Origin of the sequence: Pseudoxanthomonas mexicana (assembly GCF_014397415.1) — a bacterium.
GTDB classification, from domain to species: domain Bacteria; phylum Pseudomonadota; class Gammaproteobacteria; order Xanthomonadales; family Xanthomonadaceae; genus Pseudoxanthomonas_A; species Pseudoxanthomonas_A mexicana.
This window is the reverse complement of sequence record NZ_CP060731.1, coordinates 1,584,319-1,602,767: the sequence shown is the minus strand read 5'-3', so window position 1 is coordinate 1,602,767 and position 18,449 is coordinate 1,584,319. Positions and strand designations below refer to the sequence as shown.

Genomic DNA, 18,449 nt, shown 5'->3' with positions numbered 1-18,449 from the left:
TCCCTCCACCTCATTTTCCCGTGGCGTTCCACCGCTCGCGTCCAGATAGCGTGCGGTCGTGACTCACGTCGCTCCTACAAAAAGCGGCAGCGGCGCCTCAGCCCGTGTTCTGCACACCCTGCGATACGCCGTTGATGCTGGCGACCAGCGCATGCAGCAACGCATCATCCTGGCGATCGCTGTCGCGCCAGCGCTTCAGCAGGTCGGCCTGCATCACGCTGATAGGGTCGATGTAGGGATTGCGCAACCGGATGGACAACGCGAGGCGCTGGTCGTGCTGCAGCAGCCAGTCATTGCCGTTGAGCGCCAGCACCCAGCGCACCGCGGCCGCATGCTCCTGCTGCACCTTCGGGAAGAACGCCCCGTGCAGCTCGCCCGCCATCTTCGAATACATCTCGGCGATGCTCAGGTCGCCCTTGGCCAGCACCATGGAAACATCGTCGAGGAAAGTCTTGAAGAACGGCCAGTCGCGCGCCATCTCGCGCAGCGCGTCTTCGCCATGGGCATCCACCGCGGCCTGCAGGCCGGTGCCCACGCCGTACCACCCGGGGATCACCGCGCGCGCCTGGCTCCAGGCGAACACCCACGGGATCGCACGCAGGTTGCCCAGTGCCGCATCCTGGCCCAGCCGGCGCGAGGGCCGCGAGCCCAGCGTCATCCGCTCGATCACATCGATCGGCGTGGCGCTGCGGAAATAATCCATGAAGCGCGGCGACTGCACGAACGCGCGGTAGGCCTGCGTACTTTGCTCCGCCACGAGCGCCATGATCCCGCGCCAGCGCGCCTCGCGCGGCTCCGGTGGACGCGGACGCAGGCTGGACAGCAGCACCGCCCCGACCGACTGCTCCAGCGAACGCAGCGCCAGCGCGCGGATGCCGTACTTGCGGTGGATCACCTCGCCCTGCTCGGTCACGCGCAGGCGCCCGTCCACGCTGCCGCGCGGCGCCGCTTCCAGCGCGCGCGTGGTCTTGCCGCCACCGCGGATGATCGAACCGCCGCGCCCATGGAAGAACGTCAGCCTGATGCCCAGTTCCTGGGCCGCCTCGACCAGGTCCACCTGTGCCCGCTGCAGGCCCCAGCGCGAGGCGGCGATGCCGCCGTCCTTGCCGCTGTCGGAATACCCCAGCATCACCATCTGCACGTTGCCGCGCGCGGCCAGATGGGTCCGGTAGACCGGATCGGCCAGCAGGTCGCGCAGCACGTCGGTGCCATGTCCCAGGTCGTCGATGGTCTCGAACAGCGGCGCGATGTCGAGCGGCACCTGCCCCGCGTCGTCGACCAGCCCGCCCCGGCGCGCCAGCGCCAGCACGGTCAGCACGTCGGCGCGGCTGTGCGCCATGCTGATGATGTAGGTGCCCAGCGCATCGGTACCGTGCCGCGCGCGCGCATCGGCCAGGGCCTTGAAGACCGCATCCAGCCGTTCGTTGCCTTCCTCGGCCGACGCCGGCAGGACCGCATCGCCGCTGGCATACGGCCCCAGCAATGCCGCGCGCTCGACCGCCCCGCGCTGCTCCCAGCCGGCGTCGCCCAGTGCGGCGGCCACTGCACGCGCATGCACGCTGGATTCCTGCCGCACGTCCAGCCGGGCGAGATGGAAGCCGAATGTGCGCACGCGCCAGGCCAGCCTGCGCACCGCAAACCACCCTGCGTGGATGCCGCGGTTGGCTTCCAGGCTGCGCAGGATGAGTTCGATGTCGTGCGCCAGTTCCTCCGGTGAGGCGTAGCCCTCGGGCCGGTCTTCCAGCGTGGCATGCAGGCGAGCGCGCATGAGGTCGTTGAGCAGGCGATAGGGCATGTCGCCGTGCCGCGGACGCGACTTCTTCGCCGCATCGGGCAGCAGCGCGCGGTACTGCTCCACCCGCGCCGACACCTCGCCCGACACGCCGATGATCGAGCTCGACTGGCTGAGCAGCGTGGTGAGCTGACGCAGCTCCTTCAGGTAGCGCGTGAGGATGGCGCGTCGCTGCGCGTCCAGCGTGGCCGTGACGGTGCGTGCATCGACATTCGGATTGCCGTCCATGTCGCCGCCGACCCAGGTGCCGAAGCGCAACACGCGCGGCAGCCGCGCGGTGACCTCGGGCACGGCGCCGTAGACCTCGGTGATGGCGCTTTCCAGCGTTTCGTACAGCACCGGGATGACCCGGTACAGCACTTCGATCAGGTAGAACCCGACATGCTCGCGTTCGTCTTCCACGCCCGGGCGCACCGGCGAGGAGTCGGCCGTCTGCCAGGCCGAGGTCAGGGCCATGCGGAAGCGGGCGGTGTCGGTGGCCAGTTCGCCGGGCGTGCGCGTGCCGTCCAGTCCGTTGATCAGGCTGGCCACCATCAGCTGCTCCTTCTCCAGCAGCGCGCGGCGCACCGCCTCGGTCGGGTGCGCGGTGAAGACCGGCTCCACGTCGATGCGCGGCAGCCAGCCGGCCAGTTCCTCAAGGGAGACGCCCTGCGCCTTGAGGCGGGCCAGCGCGTCGTGCAGCCCATCGGGCTGCGGCCGCGCGCTGCCGGCCCGCTGGTAATCCCGCCGGCGACGAATGCGATGGACGCGTTCGGCGATGTTCACCACCTGGAAGTAGGTGCTGAAGGCGCGGATCAGCGACTCCGCCTGCGCGGGCGACTGCCCGTCCAGCAAGCCGGCCAGCGACTGCGGCGGCTCGCCCGACTGGCGGCGGGCGATCGCGGTGGTGCGTACCCGCTCGACATGGGCCAGGAACTCCGGCGAGACCTGTTCGGCCAGCATTTCCCCCACCAGCGTCCCCAGGCGGCGCACGTCCTCGCGCAGGGGGACGTCGGGCGGAGCGAATTCGAGGCTGCGGGGGCTGTTCATGCGCGGCGTGGGGTCGTCTTGGGCCAGGATTGGTATTGTCCCTGAGGACAAGTGGTCTGCTGCAGGGCAGCATCCGAAGCCTACCCGATCAGGCCAGGCCGTGCGTCATCGTTTCATCCGGAACAAGCGATATAATGTGTCCGCCGAGGGGCGCTGCGACCGTGATGTCTGTTCGACAGGCAAGCACGGCCAGGCTCGGCAGGAAACCGCAACGGCGCCCGGTCAAGCATGCGAGCCCTGCTCGCCACCTTCCCGGAGCCAAGACGATGAACGCCGTACGCAAGTTTTCCACCGAGGGCGACTACAAGGTCGCCGACATTTCCCTGGCCGATTGGGGCCGCAAGGAACTCGACATCGCCGAGCACGAGATGCCCGGCCTGATGTCCATCCGCCGCAAGCACGCCGCCACCAAGCCGCTGAAGGGCGTGCGCGTGACCGGCTCGCTGCACATGACCATCCAGACCGCCGTGCTGATCGAGACGCTGAAGGACATCGGCGCCGACGTGCGCTGGGCGTCGTGCAACATCTTCTCCACGCAGGACCACGCCGCCGCCGCGATCGCCGCCAGCGGCACGCCGGTGTTCGCCTGGAAGGGCGAGACGCTGGAAGAGTATTGGGACTGCACGCTGGACGCCCTGACCTTCACCCTGGCCGACGGCACCCTGACCGGCCCGGAGCTGGTGGTGGACGACGGCGGCGACGTCACCCTGCTGATCCACAAGGGCTACGAGCTCGAGAACGGCAGCGACTGGGTCAACACCGCCTCGGGCAACCACGAGGAGCAGGTGATCAAGGACTTGCTGAAGCGTGTCGCCAAGGAACGCCCCGGCTACTGGACCCGCGTGGTCAAGGACTGGAAGGGCGTGTCCGAAGAGACCACCACCGGCGTGCACCGCCTCTACCAGATCGCCGAACAGGGCAAGCTGCTGGTGCCGGCGATCAACGTCAACGACTCGGTCACCAAGTCCAAGTTCGACAACCTGTACGGCTGCCGCGAGTCGCTGGCCGACGGCCTGAAGCGCGCGATGGACGTGATGCTGGCCGGCAAGGTGGCCGTGGTCTGCGGCTACGGCGACGTGGGCAAGGGCTCGGCGCATTCGCTGCGCGCGTACGGCGCCCGCGTCATCGTCACCGAGATCGACCCGATCTGCGCCCTGCAGGCGGCGATGGAAGGCTTCGAGGTGAACACCGTCGAGGACAGCCTGGGCCAGGCCGACATCTACGTCACCACGACCGGCAACAAGGACATCATCACCCTCGAGCACATGCGGGCGATGAAGGATCAGGCCATCGTCTGCAACATCGGCCACTTCGACAACGAGATCCAAGTGGACGCGCTGTACGCCTCGGACGCCAAGCGCATCAACATCAAGCCGCAGGTCGACAAGTTCGTGTTCCCGAACGGCAACGCGATCTTCCTGCTGGCCGAAGGTCGCCTGGTGAACCTGGGCTGCGCCACCGGCCACCCGAGCTTCGTCATGTCGAACTCCTTCGCCAACCAGACGCTGGCGCAGATCGACCTGTGGGCGAACAAGGACGTGTACGAGAAGACCGTCTACCGCCTGCCGAAGCACCTGGACGAGGAGGTCGCGCGCCTGCACCTGGAGAAGATCGGCGTGAAGCTGACCACACTCACCCAGGACCAGGCCGACTACCTGGGCGTGGCGGTCGAAGGCCCGTACAAGCCGGACCACTACCGCTACTGATCGACGCGGTTCCGCTGCGACGAAAGAACGGGCGCCTCAGGGCGCCCGTTCTGCCTTCCACGCAGCGAGTCTCCGTCGCGCACCTTGATTCGCAACCATTTCGATACCGCTGGGCGCTTGCCTCGCTAGGGGGATCATCGCAAGCTTGACCACCGTGCCGTCGCCCACGCCTGTGCCTGGGCTGCGGCGCAACGACCCAGCATCGGGAGTGGACATGCGCAGCGACCAGGGAAGCGGCGACGCCGCGCAGTCCGCCGGCACGAGGGCACCCGACAGCGGACCTCGCTTCGGGGAAAAAGTCGGCTACGGCATCGGCGACTTCGGTTTCAACCTGTACTGGGCGAACATCTCGGCATTCCTGCTGATCTTCTATACCGACGTGATGGGCCTGGCGGCGGCCGCCGTCGGCACGATGATGCTGGTCACCAAGATCGTGGATGCGGTCACCGACCCGCTGATGGGCGCGCTGGCGGATCGCACCCGCAGCCGTTTCGGCCGCTTCCGTCCCTATCTGCTGTACGGCGCGTTGCCGCTGGCGTTCACCGGCGTGCTAACGTGGACCGTGCCCGACCTGGGCGAGGGCGGCAAACTGGCATGGGCCTATGCCACCTTCACGCTGATGATGCTGGCCTACACCGTGGTGAGCATTCCCTACTCCGCGCTGTCGGGCGTGATCACCGCCGACAGCCAGCAACGCACGCAGCTGATCAGCTTCCGCTTCATCGCCGCGTTCGCCGGCACGATGGCGGTCAACGGGCTGACGCTGGACTTGGTGCGCTGGCTGGGACGCGGCGATCAGGCGCTGGGCTGGCAGCTGACGTTGTCGCTGTATGGCGTGATCGCCACGGTGGCCTTCGTTACCGTGGCCCTGACCACGCGCGAACGCGTGGCGCCCCCGCCCCAACAGGCCAGCGCCGTCCGCCAGGATGTCGTAGACCTGCTGCACAACCGGCCGTGGATGGTGCTGTTCGCGCTGGCGTTGATCATCATGGTGACCATCGTGATGCGCGGCGGCTCATTGGCCTACTACCTGAAATACCACCTCGCGCGGCCCGAGCTGACCGGGCTGTTCCTGGGCACCTACGCACTTGCGCTCGCCGTGGGCGCCGGACTGACGCCGCTGATGACGCGCTACGTGGACAAGCGGCGGCTGATGGCAGGGCTGATGGCAGGCGTCGGCGTGGCGAGCTGCGCGATGTTCTTCATCCCGCCCGAGTCCGTCTGGCTGATGTTCGCGCTCAACCTGCTGGTGGGACTGATGCTGGGACCGAAATCCCCGCTGGCGTTCTCGATGTATGCCGACTGCGCCGACTACACCGAGTGGAAGACGGGGCGGCGCGCCACCGCGATGACCTTCGCCGCGGCGACGTTCTCGCAGAAACTGGGCGGCGCGCTCGCTTCGGCCACGATCGCGTGGATCCTGGCCGGCATGGGCTATGTGGCGAATGCGGCGCAGTCGGACGCCTCGCGGCTCGGCATCGTGCTGCTGCTGACGGTGATCCCGGGCTGCGTCGCGCTGCTGGCGGCCTGGGTGATGCGCTTCTATCCCCTGGATGGCGCCACGCTCGCGCAGGTTCAGGCCGACCTGCGGTCGCGCCGGGAGGCATCGGCATGACGAAGGTCCCATACGGTTTCGAGGAAGGCGGCCGGCGGTTCGTCCTGACCAGCCCCACGGCGATGCCTGCGGCGTCCACGTTCCTGTGGAATCGGCGGATGCTGCTGCAGCTCAACTGTCGCGGATTCGCCACGGCGCAGTTCACGCAGCCGGAGCCGGCCAAGTACGCACATGCGCCGACGCTGGAAGCCCGGACCTTCATGCAGCCGGAACAGCCGTACTACGCGCACCACCCGGGCCGCTTCTGCTACGTGAAGGACGAAGAGGACGGCGCGCTGTTCTCCGTCCCCCACGAGCCGGTGCGCCGCACGCCGGAGGCGTTCGCTTTCTCCGTCGGCCTCAACGATGTCGCGTGGCGGGTGCAGTGCGCGGGGATCGAGGTGGAGATGGGCGTGGTGCTGCCGGTCGACGACGTGGCCGAGCTGTGGACCGTCCGCGTGCGCAACCGGTCGGGCCGGCGACGGCGGCTGAGCCTGTATCCGTATTTCCCGGTCGGCTACATGTCGTGGATGAACCAGTCCGGACGCTATCGTCCCGACCTGGGTGCGATCGTCTGCGACAGCATCGCGCCGTACCAGAAGGTCGAGGACTACTTCCGCCAGCGCGACTTCAAGGACCGCACCGTGCTGCTGCATGCACGCACGCCGGACGCATGGGAAGCGAACCAGGCCCAGTTCGAGGGCGAAGGCGGGCTGCATGCACCGGATGGCATTGTCGGCGGCGAGCTTCTGGGCGGCGGCGACGCGGCCTACGAAATGCCGACGACGGTGCTGCAGTACCGCGTGACCCTCGACGACGACGAGATGCAGGAGTATCGCTTCGTGTTCGCGCCCGCGCGCGACGACGACGAGATCCGCCAGTTGCGCGCGCGCCATCTTTCGCCGGACGGTTTCGCCGAAGCCCGGCGCGCCAGCGCCGCGTACATCGAGGCCGGCGCGGGTTGCCTGCGAATCGAAACGCCGGATCCGTGGCTGGACGCGTTCGCCAACCACTGGTTGCCGCGGCAGATCTTCTATCACGGCGACGTCAACCGCCTGACCACCGATCCACAGACCCGCAACTACCTGCAGGACCACATGGGCATGGGTTTCCTGCGTCCCGACGTCGCGCGCGCGGCGTTCCTGCACGCGCTCTCGCAGCAGGAGTCCTCGGGGGCGATGCCGGACGGCATCCTGCTGGTCGAAGGCGCCGAGTTGAAGTACATCAACCAGATCCCGCACGCGGACCATTGCGTGTGGTTGCCGATCTGCCTGCGCGCCTACCTGGACGAAACGGGCGACGACGCGATCCTCGACGCGATGGTCACCGACCGCGAGGGCCATGCCGCCCCCGTCGGCGAGCGCATCACCCGCGCCATGCGCTGGCTGCTGCAGGCACGGGATCCGCGGGGACTGAGCTACATCGCGCAGGGCGACTGGTGCGATCCGATGAACATGGTCGGCTGGCGTGGGCGCGGCGTGTCGGGCTGGCTGACGCTGGCCAGTGCCTATGCATTGACGCAGTGGGCGGAGATCTGCGCGCGCCGTGGCGATGAGCGGCTCGTCGACGAATTCCGCCTGGGCGCGGCCGCGTGCAATGCGGCCATGAACATGCACCTCTGGGACGGCGACTGGTACGGCCGCGGCATCACCGACGACGGCGCCGCCTTTGGTGTCAGCGCGGATCAGGAAGGCCGCATCTTCCTCAACCCGCAGAGCTGGTCCCTGCTCAGTGGCGCGGCGGACGGGGACCGGCAGTCGCGCATGCTGGACGCCATCGACACGCACCTGGTCTCGCCCTATGGCGTGACCATGTACGACCCGCCGTACACGCGCATGCGCGAGGATGTCGGGCGGGTGACGCAGAAATTCCCGGGCACCGCCGAGAACGGTGCGGTCTACAACCATGCGGCGGCGTTCTACCTGTACAGCCTCTATCAACGCGAGGAGGCTGATCGCGCGTGGCGGGTGCTGCGCACCATGCTGCCCTCGCCCGAGCCGGCCGACTGCCTGCAGCGCGGCCAGCTGCCGGTGTTCGTGCCCAACTACTACCGCGGCGCGTGGCGTCTGCACCCGCGTACCGCCGGTCGTTCCAGCCAGTTGTTCAATACCGGAACCGCTGCATGGCTGTACCGCTGCGTGGTGGAGGAGCTGTTTGGCCTGCGCGGGGACGGCGATGCCTTGCGGATCGCACCGCACCTGCCCTCGCACTGGCCTTCGGCGCGCGCGTCGCGCCGCTTCAGGGGCGCCATGTTCGAGGTCGTCATCGAGCGCGTGGACGGGCTCGCCCGCGCACGTGTGGCGCTGGATGGCGTCTGGCAGGACGATACGGCCATCCGCGGTTTCGAGGCGGGTCGCACCTACCAGGTGCGGGTGGAGATCCCCGCATGAGCGAACGTGTCAGCGTGGTCGTGGTTATGGGCGTGTCGGGCAGCGGCAAGACCACGCTGGCGCGGGCCCTGGCCGATGCCTGGCCGGCGACATTCCTGGATGCCGACGACTTCCACAGTGCGGCGGCGAAAGCGCGCATGGCCAGTGGCCAACCGCTCACCGATCGCATGCGCGCGCCCTGGGTACGTCGCATCGCCGCGGACCTGCAACGCCGAGTGGCGGGGGGCGAACGCGTGGTGCTGGCGTTCTCCGGCCTGCGCCGACGCCATCGCGACCGGCTGCGCGCCAGCGGGCTGCCGTTGCGGTTCCTGTTCCTGCAGGGCGACAGGGCGTTGGTGGCCGCTCGCGTGCTCGGACGCCGTGACCATTACATGCCGGTGGCTTTGGTGGACAGCCAGTTCGCCGCGCTGGAAGACCCCTGCAATGAAGTCGATGTCTCCCCGATCCGCATGGAAGTGGCGCCCGCCGTACAGCTGAGCCAGGCGTTGGCACAGGTGAAGCAGTTCTCGGACTGACGGCCCCTTGGACCTACCCCCAAAGTATTCACATGCATCCGGATGAAGAGATATACTGCCAGGCATACGACTGGACGCCGCCATGCCCTCCATCAGCTTCGAGTTCTATCCGCCCAAGACCGACGAGCAGCGCGCCCAACTGGATCGCACCGCCGACAAGCTGAAGGCGCATGCGCCGGAGTACGTGTCGTGTACGTTCGGCGCCGGCGGTTCCACGTTGAGTTATACGTCCGAGACGGTGCGCCATCTCAACCAGCACCATGGCTTCGATGCCGCGCCGCACCTGTCCTGCGTAGGCGGGAGCCGCGAGGAAATCCGCGAATTGCTGCGGCTGTACCGGGCGCTTGGGTGCAAGCGCATCGTCGCGCTGCGCGGCGACCTGCCTTCCGGCATGGGCCACCCGGGCGACCTGCGCTATGCGTCGGAGCTGATCGAGTTCATCCGCGCCGAACATGGCGACACCTTCCACATCGAAGTCGGTGCCTACCCCGAAACGCACCCGCAGGCCGAGGATGCCCTGACCGACCTGCGCCACTTCAAGGCCAAGGTCGATGCCGGCGCCAACGGCGCGATCACCCAGTATTTCTACAACCCGGATGCGTATTTCCACTTCGTCGACGCGGTGCGCAGGCTGGGCGTGGACATCCCGATCATCCCGGGCATCATGCCGATCTCCAACTTCACCCAGCTGCGCCGCTTCTCCGAAGCCTGCGGCGCGGAGATCCCGCGCTGGATTGGCAAGCGCATGCAGGCGCTGGGCGACGATGCGGATGCCGTTCGCGACTTCGGCGCCGACGTGGTGGCCAGCCTCTGCGAGCGGCTGATCGCCGGTGGCGCGCCGTCGCTGCACTTCTACACCCTGAACCTCGCCAAGCCGACCCAGACCGTCCTGTCCCGTCTGGGCTGGGCGGCCTGAACGCCGGGGCGCGCCATGCGCCCCACCCGCAGGTGAACGGCGGTCGCACTCCGGGCATGCGCTCGGTGACCGGATGCCATGCCCGGATTACGCTGCAGGCATGCGCCTCCCGCTTCTCCTTCTCGCCAGCCTGTGCCTGTGGGCCGGATTCCCTGCAGCACCCGCCGAGGCGCAGCAGCAGGGCGTACAGCGCTGTACGACGATGGACGGCGACACCGTCTACACCGACAAGAACTGCGAAGACATCGGCGCAATGGATCGGCTACCGGCCGGTAGCACCGGGCCCTCGGCGACGGGCGCGCTCTATCGCGGTGGCTGTTCCCGCACGCTGAGCGACCTGGTGGCGCAGGTGTCGATGGCGATCACGGCGGGCGAAGTCAACCGGCTGGCGGGCGTCTACCACTGGAGCGGCGTGTCCGATGCCTCCGCCTTGCGGATCCTCGACCAGTTGGATGCGGTCGTGCAGCGCCCACTCGTGGACATCGTGCCGGTGCGTCCTGCCCCCGCACCGATCCTCGATGCAGAGGGCGCCGTCGTCGACCCCAACCGGGACGGCTATTACCCGACGACGACCCAGCACACGCGCCCCGTGGGCCTGCGCATCGTGCAGACGCTGAAGAACGGCGCCACGCCCTCGAACACCACGTTCGGACTGCGACGCGCCTACAACTGCTTCTGGATCACGCTGTAACCGCGCTGCCGTGGGCGCTTCATGCACGCGCCGGAGTGGCTGCCGACACCTCGCGCGTCGGCGAGAAACGGAGCGTCGCCACCACGCCTTTCGATTCGCCCGGCCGTACACCGACCTCCCAACCGTACAGCGCACACAGCCGGCTGACAATGGACAGGCCGATGCCACCGCCCTGCGAGTGGCCGGCATGCGTGCCGCGATAGCCGCGCTCGAACAGGCGCGCGGCGTCCTCCTTGCTCAGGCCTGGCCCGGAATCGACCACTTCCACCGCATCTGGCAGCAGGCGGACGACGACCTCGCCCTCCTTGGTGTACTTCACCGCATTGCCGATCAGGTTGCCCAATGCGACGGACAGCGCAGCTTCGGGAGAATCGACGCGTGCGCCTTCCTCGCCCTCCACACGCAGCGTGAGCGGCTTGCCGCCGAGCGTGGCGCGGTGGGCGTCCAGCAACTGGTCGACCACGCGCGCCACGTCGGTGTTGCCGTGACCGCGCTCGTTGCGCGACAGCAGCAGCAGCGCGCTGATCAGGTCGGTGCACTGCTGTTCGGCACGCTGGATGCGCTGGATGCGGGTGCGCGTCTTCTCGTCCATGTCCGGCCGCGACAGCATCAGTTCCACCGAGCCCCGGATGATGGCCAGCGGCGTGCGCAGCTCATGGCTGACGTCGGCGTTGAACTCCCGGTCGCGTTGGACGACTTCGGTGAGGCGCTCGGAGTAGTCGTCGAGCGCCTTGGCGAGTTCGCCCACCTCGTCCTCGGGAAAGTGGGGAGCCAGGGGCCGTGGGTTGCTGCTGCCACGATAGGCACGCAGGCGCGAAGCCAGTTCCGACACGGGACTCATCACGCGGGAGGCGGACCACCAGCCGATCAACAACGAGATTCCCGTGAACACCACGACCACGCCGATCAATGCGTTGTTGAACTTGCTCTTGGCCTTGACCGACTCCGTCTTGTCATACGCAAGAAAAAACCAGGCCTCTGGCGTCTTCTGAACGGCAAGCCAGTAGGAGAACGGCGAACCATCCTCGTCGGTACCGCTTATCGTATGGATACCGTTCGGCAGGTCGTACCATTCCGGCTGATCGCTCTTCAGCTGAGCAAACTTGTCCGGCGCGAATGCGTAGGCGCGCATGGTCTGCACACGCAGATCACGCTCGCGTCCTCCGCTGGCTTCGTAACGTCGCTGGTACTCGGTAATGTTCTGGCTGATCGCATCGACGACGAGGTCCTCCTCGACCCGATTGCGCACCCAGTTGGCAGAGAACGCCAGGAGCAGGGTCAATCCGAACCCGAGCAGGACGAACGACAGGATGATGCGGGTGCGCAGCCGCCGCCGGAAACGGCGGTGGCGGCGGGGTTTCGACGAATCAGCTGCTGGCATCGGGTGCGGCGATGCGGTATCCGATGCCATGGCGGGTCTGGATGTACGGCGAGTCGAACGGCTTGTCCACCACCGCGCGCAGGCCGTGGATGTGCACGCGCAGGGAATCCGAATCGGGCAGTTCCTCGCCCCAGACGCGGGTCTCCAGTTCCTGGCGCGTCACCACCGCGGGCGAGGCCTCCATCAGCGCCTGCAGGATCTTCAGCGCGGTGGGGTTGAGCTGCAGCAGCTTGCCCTGGCGGCGGACTTCCAGCGTATCCAGGTTGTACTCCAGTTCGCCCACTTCCAGCACGCGGGTCTGCACACCCTTGCCACGACGGGACAGCGCGTTGAGGCGCACTTCCACTTCCTGCAGCGCAAACGGCTTGATCAGATAGTCATCGGCACCGGAATCGAAGCCTGCCAGCTTGTTGTCCAGCGAATCGCGCGCGGTCAGCATCAGCACCGGAGTCTGCTTGCGCGCCTCGTTGCGCAGCTTGCGACAGACCTCCAAGCCGTCCATTCCCGGCAGGTTGAGGTCAAGAACGATCGCGTCGAACTCGTGCACGACCGCCAGGTGCAGCCCGGTCACACCGTCGGCCGCGAAGTCGACGGTGTGGCCACGCTCTTCCAGATAGTCGCCGAGGTTGGCGGCGATATCGCTGTTGTCTTCGATGACGAGGATGCGCATCTGTATCAACGAGATTTAAGGATGGGCTGGCGGAAGTTCTTTCCCAGCTCTTGCTGCGATTCTTCGCGCATGCGGCGACGTTGCGCGACCGTGTGGCACTGCGTGGTTGCGCGATGCGAACCGACCTTCTTTTCCCGGGTGCACACCAGGCGGCTGTCTTCCCCGGCTCGCGTCAGAATCGTATTGACCAGCTCCTGATCGTTGATAACCCTCACCTTGTCATCCGATGAAAGCTGGTCCACTCCACCTGCGCGCTGGAGGGAATCGCCGATGCGGTTGAGCGCATTGCGCACTTCAATCCGGTCCGTCTGGGAGATTTCGGAGTAGGCCTTGCCCTCCGCAAGATCCGCCAGGATCTTCTCCTTCTGTTTCTCGAACGGCACGGAGACATTGAGTTGGTCTGTCGCGGTCGTGTCCGCGCCCGATGCCGCGCTCATCGAGGCTTCCGCCGCAGGTACGGCCAGCAGCATGACGGAGACAAGTAACAGCTTACGCATCCTTTCACCTCGCTCGAAATTGTTCACCCGCCAATGTAGTCGGATATGCGCCGCAACCCGCCATTTCCCGAAGCCGGGGGTGAAGCGGCGTGGGCAGATCCGATTCTTGCATAGGCAACTGCGACTACGCCAAGGCATCCAACAAAAAACAAGGCCCAAGCGGGCGGGCGCCCGCTTGGGCCAAAGTAATGCCCCGATTACCGTAATCCTGTGCTTTCCAGATGAATCCACCGGGAGGAACGCAGAGCTGCGGTCCGGGAGAGGCTACGCGGGGATCGATTAAACACCCGTTAAAAGGGACGTTAAATCCATGTGAAAGGGCGATCAGCTGCCCTGTTCAGCATGCATCGCCAGGTGCTCCACGATCCTGCCGGCCACATCCACGCCACATACCGCCTCGATGCCCTCCAGACCGGGCGTGGAATTGACCTCCAGCACCAGCGGGCCGCGCTTGGCCCGGATCAGGTCCACGCCCGCGACCCCCAGCCCCAGCACGCGTGCGGCGCGGATGGCCACGGCCCGCTCCTCCTCGGTGGCCGCCACGTGCAGGGCCGTGCCGCCCCGGTGCAGGTTCGAGCGGAAGTCCCCTTCCGGCGCCTGCCGGCGCATGGACGCCACCACATCATCGCCCACGACGAAGCAGCGCAGGTCGGCCCCGTCCGCCTCACCGATGAACTCCTGGACCACGAAGCTGGCGTACAGGCCACGCAGGGCCTCCACCACGCTGCGCGATGCCGAGGGCTTCTCGGTGAGCATCACGCCGGCCCCTTGGGCGCCTTCGTTCAACTTGATCACATGGGGGGGCGGGCCGAGCATGGACAGCAGGTCGGAGGTGTCGTCGGGGTTGTCGCCGAACACGGTCACCGGCAGGTCGATGCCTTGCGCGGCGAGCAGCTGGTGCGCGCGCAGCTTGTCGCGGGCGCGCAGGATGGCGTCCGACGGATTCGGGCTGTAGGTGCCCATCAGTTCGAACTGCCGCAGCACCGCCGTGCCATAGCGGGTGATGGACGCGCCGATACGGGGAATGACGGCGTCGTAGCCGGCCAGCGAGCGGCCCTTGTAATGCAGCTGGAAGCCGGACGAGGCGATGCGCATGTAGCAGCGCAGCGGGTCCAGCACCCGGACCGTGTGGCCGCGCTGGCGTGCGGCTTCCACCAGCCGGCGGGTCGAGTACAGCTTGCTGTTGCGCGACAGGATGGCGAGCTTCATGGACGCGGGATCACCTGGGCCGCGTACAGCATCGCACGCCCGGAAGGCCGGGCGATGACGACGGAAGCGAGACGGGGGATGGAGCGGGTGATGGGAATCGAACCCACGCTAGCAGCTTGGGAAGCTGCAGTTCTACCATTGAACTACACCCGCGCGGACGACCGAAGTCTATGCCGGGCCGGGGGACAAGGCAATGCGGCGCCGGCGACCGGCGCCGCATCGTTCAGTCACTTCAGAAGCTTCCGCCCAGCGTCATGAAGGCGGTGGTATTGGTGCCGCCTCCCTGGTTGACCGTCGTGGTGACGCCCAAGTTGGCATCGAAGCCGAACAGCTTGGTGCGTGCGCCCATCAGCAGGGTGCCGTAGCCGTCGTCCGTGTCCAGTCCCGGAACGGCGTAGGCGCTGGTGCCCGGCAGCGACAGGGCCTGCGCGAACACCTCCTCGGCCGGATCCTCGAACTCCTTGTCCACGGTCAGGCGGGCGTAAGGCTGCAGGTGGTCGTTGATCGCATAGCTGAACTCATAGCCCGCGCTGCCGATCAGCGAATCGAACTCCTGGTCCGGATACGCCAGCGCGCTGGAGTTGACGTTGCTCTCGCTGTAGCCGTCCATGTCGATGGTCTGCGACAGCACGCTGATCACCGGACCATGGCGGAACGCGCCCTCGCCCCACTGGTAGCCGGCGCTCAGGCCCAGGCTCAGGTTGGTGCCGTCAGGCGAGCCGCTGTGGCGGCGGGTCACGTTGCCCAGCTGGACTTCGCGGTCCACGTCGTAGGAGATCCAGCTGTAGCTCACCTGCGCGTTGGCCCACAGGCGGTCGCCGTACCAGCCGGCGAAACCGCCCAGCGTGGCGTCGGCTTCGTCGAAACTGCCACTGCGCTTGCCGAAGTCGTACTTCGCCCGGCCATAGCCGGCGAACGCACCATAGACCATCGAACCCCGCGACCAGTCCACGCCGAACGTGCCCATCGGGCCGGCACCGTCGTACAGGTCGCCGTCGTCATAGCGCAGGAAGTCCCCGCGCAGGTCGCCCCACCAGCGCATGCCGTCGGCCTCGGGCTTGCCGGCCACGTGCGCGGCCACGCGGTCGGCGCGCGCACGCCCGTGCACGGACGCGGTGTACGGCAGCAGCGCGATCTGACGCGGGCCTTCCAGCATCGCCACGGCGTACTGCGACAGGATGCTGTGCGCCTTCGAGGTGGGGTGCACGCCGTCGGCGAATGCGTAGGTATCCGGCGCATTCGGGTTGACGTACGAGGTCGGGTTGCAGGTCAGCGAGTTGGCGGTGATCTGCGGCTGGCAGGCCGTACCCGTGACATTGGCGAAGCCGTACTCGGCCGGGCTGGCGACGATTTCGCGCAGCAGGGAGAAGGTGTCCAGCGGAATGACCCGCAGGCCGGCCGTATCGATCGCGTTGAACAGTGCGGTGTTGTAGGTGGTGGAGAGTTGCGTGCCCGCCGCGGCCGCGGCCGCACCCTGCGCGCGGAAACCCGGCGTCACGCCCAGATCCGGGATGGTGGGCACCAGGATGTAGCGCGCGCCTGCGTTCTGCAGCGTGCCGATGATGCCCACCTGCGCGGTCACCGCGCCGCCGATCGTCGTGGTGGGATCCGCGCCGCCGCTGGTGATGGCGAACAGGTCGTTCGCGCCGCCCCAGACCGTGTAGAGCGCGTTGGGGTCGGCACGGCCGCCGGTCGAGGCCAGGTAGGTGTTGACCTGGGTGGCAAGCGAAGGAATCGGGCCCAGCGCGCCGGTGGTGTTGGTACCCACGCGCGCGCCGCCCGCCGCGTAGTTGGTGCCCACCTGGCCATTGCCGTTGGCGTAGGCGCTGGTGCCGTAGTACTCGGCCAGATACTGGGACCAGACGAAGCCGGGATTGGTGGTGAACTGGCCGGTCACCGGTCGGACGGATGCCGGCAGCAGCGGGCGGAAGTAACCGGCGTCGGTCAGGCTGTCGCCGAAGAACACGGTCTGCGTATACGGGCCGTCCTGGGCCAGGACGGGGGCTGCCGCCATCGCCAGCGCGACGGCCAGCAACGAACGGACGGGCGAGATGGAACGCTTCATGGAATCTCCCGGGGCAATGGATGATGGACTGCGCGCCGGCTCTGCCGTACGGCTGCGCATGGCGCGCATCGTTCCACCAAACGCGGCCGGCGCACACGCTGCAATGCGGCAATGACATCCGCCATGGGCGACAATGCCGCCATGGACATCCAGTTGAACGGGCAGCCCCATGCCCTGCCCCACCCCGGCACCCTTCTCGCCCTGCTCCAGCAACAGGGCCTGGCCGAGCGCCGCGTCGCGGTCGAGCTCAACGGCGAAATCATCCCGCGCAGCCGCCATGCGCAGACCACGCTGAAGGACGGCGACCGGGTCGAGATCGTGCACGCGCTGGGCGGAGGCTGAGCCCACCGGCCGCGCCGGCCCGCGCGCTGCCACCCTGCGTCCAACATCGGCGATAATCGCCGCATGTCCAACACCGCCCCCCATGACCCGCTGGTGATCGCGGGCAAGACCTACCGTTCCCGCCTGCTGACCGGCACCGGCAAGTTCAAGGATTTCGAGGAAACCCGCCTGGCCACCGAAGCCGCGGGCGCCGAGATCGTCACCGTCGCCATCCGCCGCACCAACCTGGGCCAGTCGCCCAACGAGCCCAACCTGCTCGACGTGCTGCCGCCGGACCGCTACACCATCCTCCCCAACACCGCCGGCTGCTACACCGCCGACGACGCCGTGCGTACCTGCCGGCTGGCCCGCGAACTGCTCGACGGCCACACGCTGGTGAAACTCGAAGTGCTGGGCGACCAGAAGACGCTGTACCCCGATGTGGTGCAGACCCTGGCCGCCGCCGAGAAGCTGGTGGCCGACGGCTTCGACGTGATGGTCTACACCAGCGACGACCCCATCCTGGCCCGCCGCCTGGAGGAGATCGGCTGCGTGGCGGTGATGCCGCTGGCCGCGCCGATCGGCTCCGGCCTGGGCGTGCAGAACAAGTACAACCTGCTGGAGATCATCGAGAACGCGAAGGTCCCGGTGCTGGTCGACGCCGGCGTCGGCACCGCCTCCGATGCCGCCATCGCCATGGAACTGGGCTGCGACGGCGTGCTGATGAATACCGCCATCGCCGGTGCGAAGCATCCCGTGCTGATGGCCAGCGCCATGAAGAAGGCCGTGGAGGCCGGTCGCGAAGCCTTCCTCGCCGGCCGCATCCCGCGCAAGCGCAACGCCTCCGCATCGAGCCCCATCGACGGACTGATCGGCTGATGACCGATCCGTTCTCCAGCCCGGGGGCGAAAACGCCGCCCAAGCCCTTCACCCTGACCGAAGGGCGACGCGAGGTGCGCAGCTTCGTGCTGCGCCAGGGCCGTTTCACGGAGGCGCAGCAGCGTGCCTTCGATACCCAGTGGCCGCGCTTCGGGCTGGACTACACGGGCGAACCGCGCGACTACGACGCGGTATTCGGCCGCAGCGCGCCCCGCGTGCTGGAAATCGGCTTCGGCAACGGCGAAGCCCTGCGCTTTGCCGCCCGCCACGACAGGGACCGCGACTACATCGGCCTGGAAGTGCATGCCCCGGGCGTGGGCCGCCTGCTGAACGCGCTGGCCGAAGACGGCAGCGACCATGTGCGCGTCTACCACCACGACGCGGTGGAGGTGCTGCAGCACGAAGTCGCCGACGGGTCGCTGGACGAGGTGCGCATCTACTTCCCCGATCCCTGGCACAAGAAGCGCCACAACAAGCGCCGCCTGGTGCAGCCGGAATTCGCCGCGCTCGTCGCGCGCAAGCTGCGCCCGGGCGGTCGGCTGCACTGCGCCACCGACTGGGAGGCCTATGCCGAACACATGTGGGACGTGCTGGATGCCACCCCGGGGCTGGTCAACCGCGCCGGCCCGCGCGGCAGCGTGCCGCGCCCCGACTGGCGCCCGCAGACGCATTTCGAGACCCGCGGCCAGAAGCTGGGCCATGGCGTGTGGGATCTTGTCTACGACAAGACGGAAATGGGGACCGGGGAATAGGGAATGGATGTGATGACCCGTCCACGTCCTCCTGCTTGTAAT

The 18,449-nt window shown here is 67.6% G+C and carries 15 protein-coding genes, 1 tRNA gene and 1 riboswitch; of the genes, 9 read left to right on the top strand and 7 right to left on the bottom strand.

All coding sequences use genetic code 11. The features are described 5' to 3' along the window. Positions 1 to 97: 97 nt before the first annotated feature. Positions 98 to 2,821: a phosphoenolpyruvate carboxylase gene (gene ppc / locus IAE60_RS07305; RefSeq protein WP_187574376.1), complete on the bottom strand. Its 2,724-nt coding sequence runs from the start codon at positions 2,819 to 2,821 to the stop codon at positions 98 to 100. 139 nt (positions 2,822 to 2,960) lie between these two features. Continuing rightward, a riboswitch (S-adenosyl-L-homocysteine riboswitch) is annotated at positions 2,961 to 3,048 on the top strand. 39 nt (positions 3,049 to 3,087) lie between these two features. Here ppc and ahcY point away from each other — a divergent pair. The 6 genes from ahcY to IAE60_RS07275 all read left to right on the top strand — a co-directional run bounded on the left by ahcY (position 3,088) and on the right by IAE60_RS07275 (position 10,633). After that, the gene (gene ahcY, locus IAE60_RS07300) at positions 3,088 to 4,527 is read left to right on the top strand and encodes an adenosylhomocysteinase (protein ID WP_187574375.1); all 1,440 of its coding nucleotides are present in this window, start codon (positions 3,088 to 3,090) and stop codon (positions 4,525 to 4,527) included. Between the two features lie 214 nt (positions 4,528 to 4,741). Further along, complete coding sequence (locus IAE60_RS07295; RefSeq protein WP_187574374.1) at positions 4,742 to 6,142, top strand: MFS transporter; 1,401 nt, start codon at positions 4,742 to 4,744, stop codon at positions 6,140 to 6,142. Then, entirely contained in the window at positions 6,139 to 8,511 is a 2,373-nt protein-coding gene (locus tag IAE60_RS07290) for a GH36-type glycosyl hydrolase domain-containing protein (RefSeq protein WP_187574373.1), read from the top strand. The genes IAE60_RS07295 and IAE60_RS07290 overlap by 4 nt, the downstream gene beginning before the upstream one ends. After that, positions 8,508 to 9,026, top strand: coding sequence for a gluconokinase (locus IAE60_RS07285; RefSeq protein WP_187574372.1), 519 nt, complete (start codon positions 8,508 to 8,510; stop codon positions 9,024 to 9,026). Before IAE60_RS07290 ends, IAE60_RS07285 begins: the two co-directional genes overlap by 4 nt. An 82-nt stretch (positions 9,027 to 9,108) precedes the next feature. Next, positions 9,109 to 9,942 (top strand): methylenetetrahydrofolate reductase [NAD(P)H], encoded by an 834-nt coding sequence (metF, locus tag IAE60_RS07280; RefSeq protein ID WP_187574371.1) that lies wholly within the window; start codon positions 9,109 to 9,111, stop codon positions 9,940 to 9,942. Positions 9,943 to 10,042: 100 nt separating this feature from the next. Then, a complete protein-coding gene (locus IAE60_RS07275; RefSeq protein ID WP_187574370.1) occupies positions 10,043 to 10,633 on the top strand; it encodes a hypothetical protein in 591 nt (196 codons plus the stop codon). 19 nt (positions 10,634 to 10,652) lie between these two features. On the opposite strand, the gene IAE60_RS07270 is transcribed toward IAE60_RS07275, so the two are convergent. The 6 genes from IAE60_RS07270 to IAE60_RS07245 form a co-directional block, all read right to left on the bottom strand. After that, a complete protein-coding gene (locus IAE60_RS07270; protein ID WP_187574369.1) occupies positions 10,653 to 12,014 on the bottom strand; it encodes a sensor histidine kinase in 1,362 nt (453 codons plus the stop codon). Further along, positions 12,001 to 12,684, bottom strand: coding sequence for a response regulator transcription factor (locus tag IAE60_RS07265; RefSeq protein WP_055936695.1), 684 nt, complete (start codon positions 12,682 to 12,684; stop codon positions 12,001 to 12,003). The genes IAE60_RS07270 and IAE60_RS07265 overlap by 14 nt, the downstream gene beginning before the upstream one ends. Positions 12,685 to 12,689: 5 nt before the next feature. Continuing rightward, positions 12,690 to 13,181, bottom strand: coding sequence for a hypothetical protein (locus IAE60_RS07260; protein ID WP_187574368.1), 492 nt, complete (start codon positions 13,179 to 13,181; stop codon positions 12,690 to 12,692). 324 nt (positions 13,182 to 13,505) lie between these two features. Continuing rightward, positions 13,506 to 14,390 carry a 30S ribosomal protein S6--L-glutamate ligase gene (rimK, locus tag IAE60_RS07255; RefSeq protein ID WP_187574367.1) on the bottom strand — a complete coding sequence of 295 codons (885 nt, stop codon included), beginning with the start codon at positions 14,388 to 14,390 and terminating at the stop codon, positions 13,506 to 13,508. A 79-nt stretch (positions 14,391 to 14,469) separates the two neighbouring features. Next, positions 14,470 to 14,543: transfer RNA gene (locus IAE60_RS07250), tRNA-Gly, on the bottom strand. A 79-nt stretch (positions 14,544 to 14,622) separates the two neighbouring features. After that, the gene (locus IAE60_RS07245; RefSeq protein WP_187574695.1) at positions 14,623 to 16,422 is read right to left on the bottom strand and encodes an autotransporter domain-containing protein; all 1,800 of its coding nucleotides are present in this window, start codon (positions 16,420 to 16,422) and stop codon (positions 14,623 to 14,625) included. Positions 16,423 to 16,596: 174 nt separating this feature from the next. On the opposite strand from IAE60_RS07245, the gene thiS reads away from it, so the two are divergent. The 3 genes from thiS (at position 16,597) to trmB (ending at position 18,407) form a co-directional block, all read left to right on the top strand. Continuing rightward, on the top strand, positions 16,597 to 16,797 hold the full coding sequence (thiS, locus tag IAE60_RS07240) for a sulfur carrier protein ThiS (protein WP_162109028.1): 201 nt from the start codon (positions 16,597 to 16,599) through the stop codon (positions 16,795 to 16,797). 63 nt (positions 16,798 to 16,860) lie between these two features. Further along, the gene (locus IAE60_RS07235) at positions 16,861 to 17,655 is read left to right on the top strand and encodes a thiazole synthase (protein ID WP_185895236.1); all 795 of its coding nucleotides are present in this window, start codon (positions 16,861 to 16,863) and stop codon (positions 17,653 to 17,655) included. After that, positions 17,655 to 18,407 carry a tRNA (guanosine(46)-N7)-methyltransferase TrmB gene (gene trmB, locus IAE60_RS07230; protein WP_187574366.1) on the top strand — a complete coding sequence of 251 codons (753 nt, stop codon included), beginning with the start codon at positions 17,655 to 17,657 and terminating at the stop codon, positions 18,405 to 18,407. Before IAE60_RS07235 ends, trmB begins: the two co-directional genes overlap by 1 nt. Positions 18,408 to 18,449: the final 42 nt, after the last annotated feature.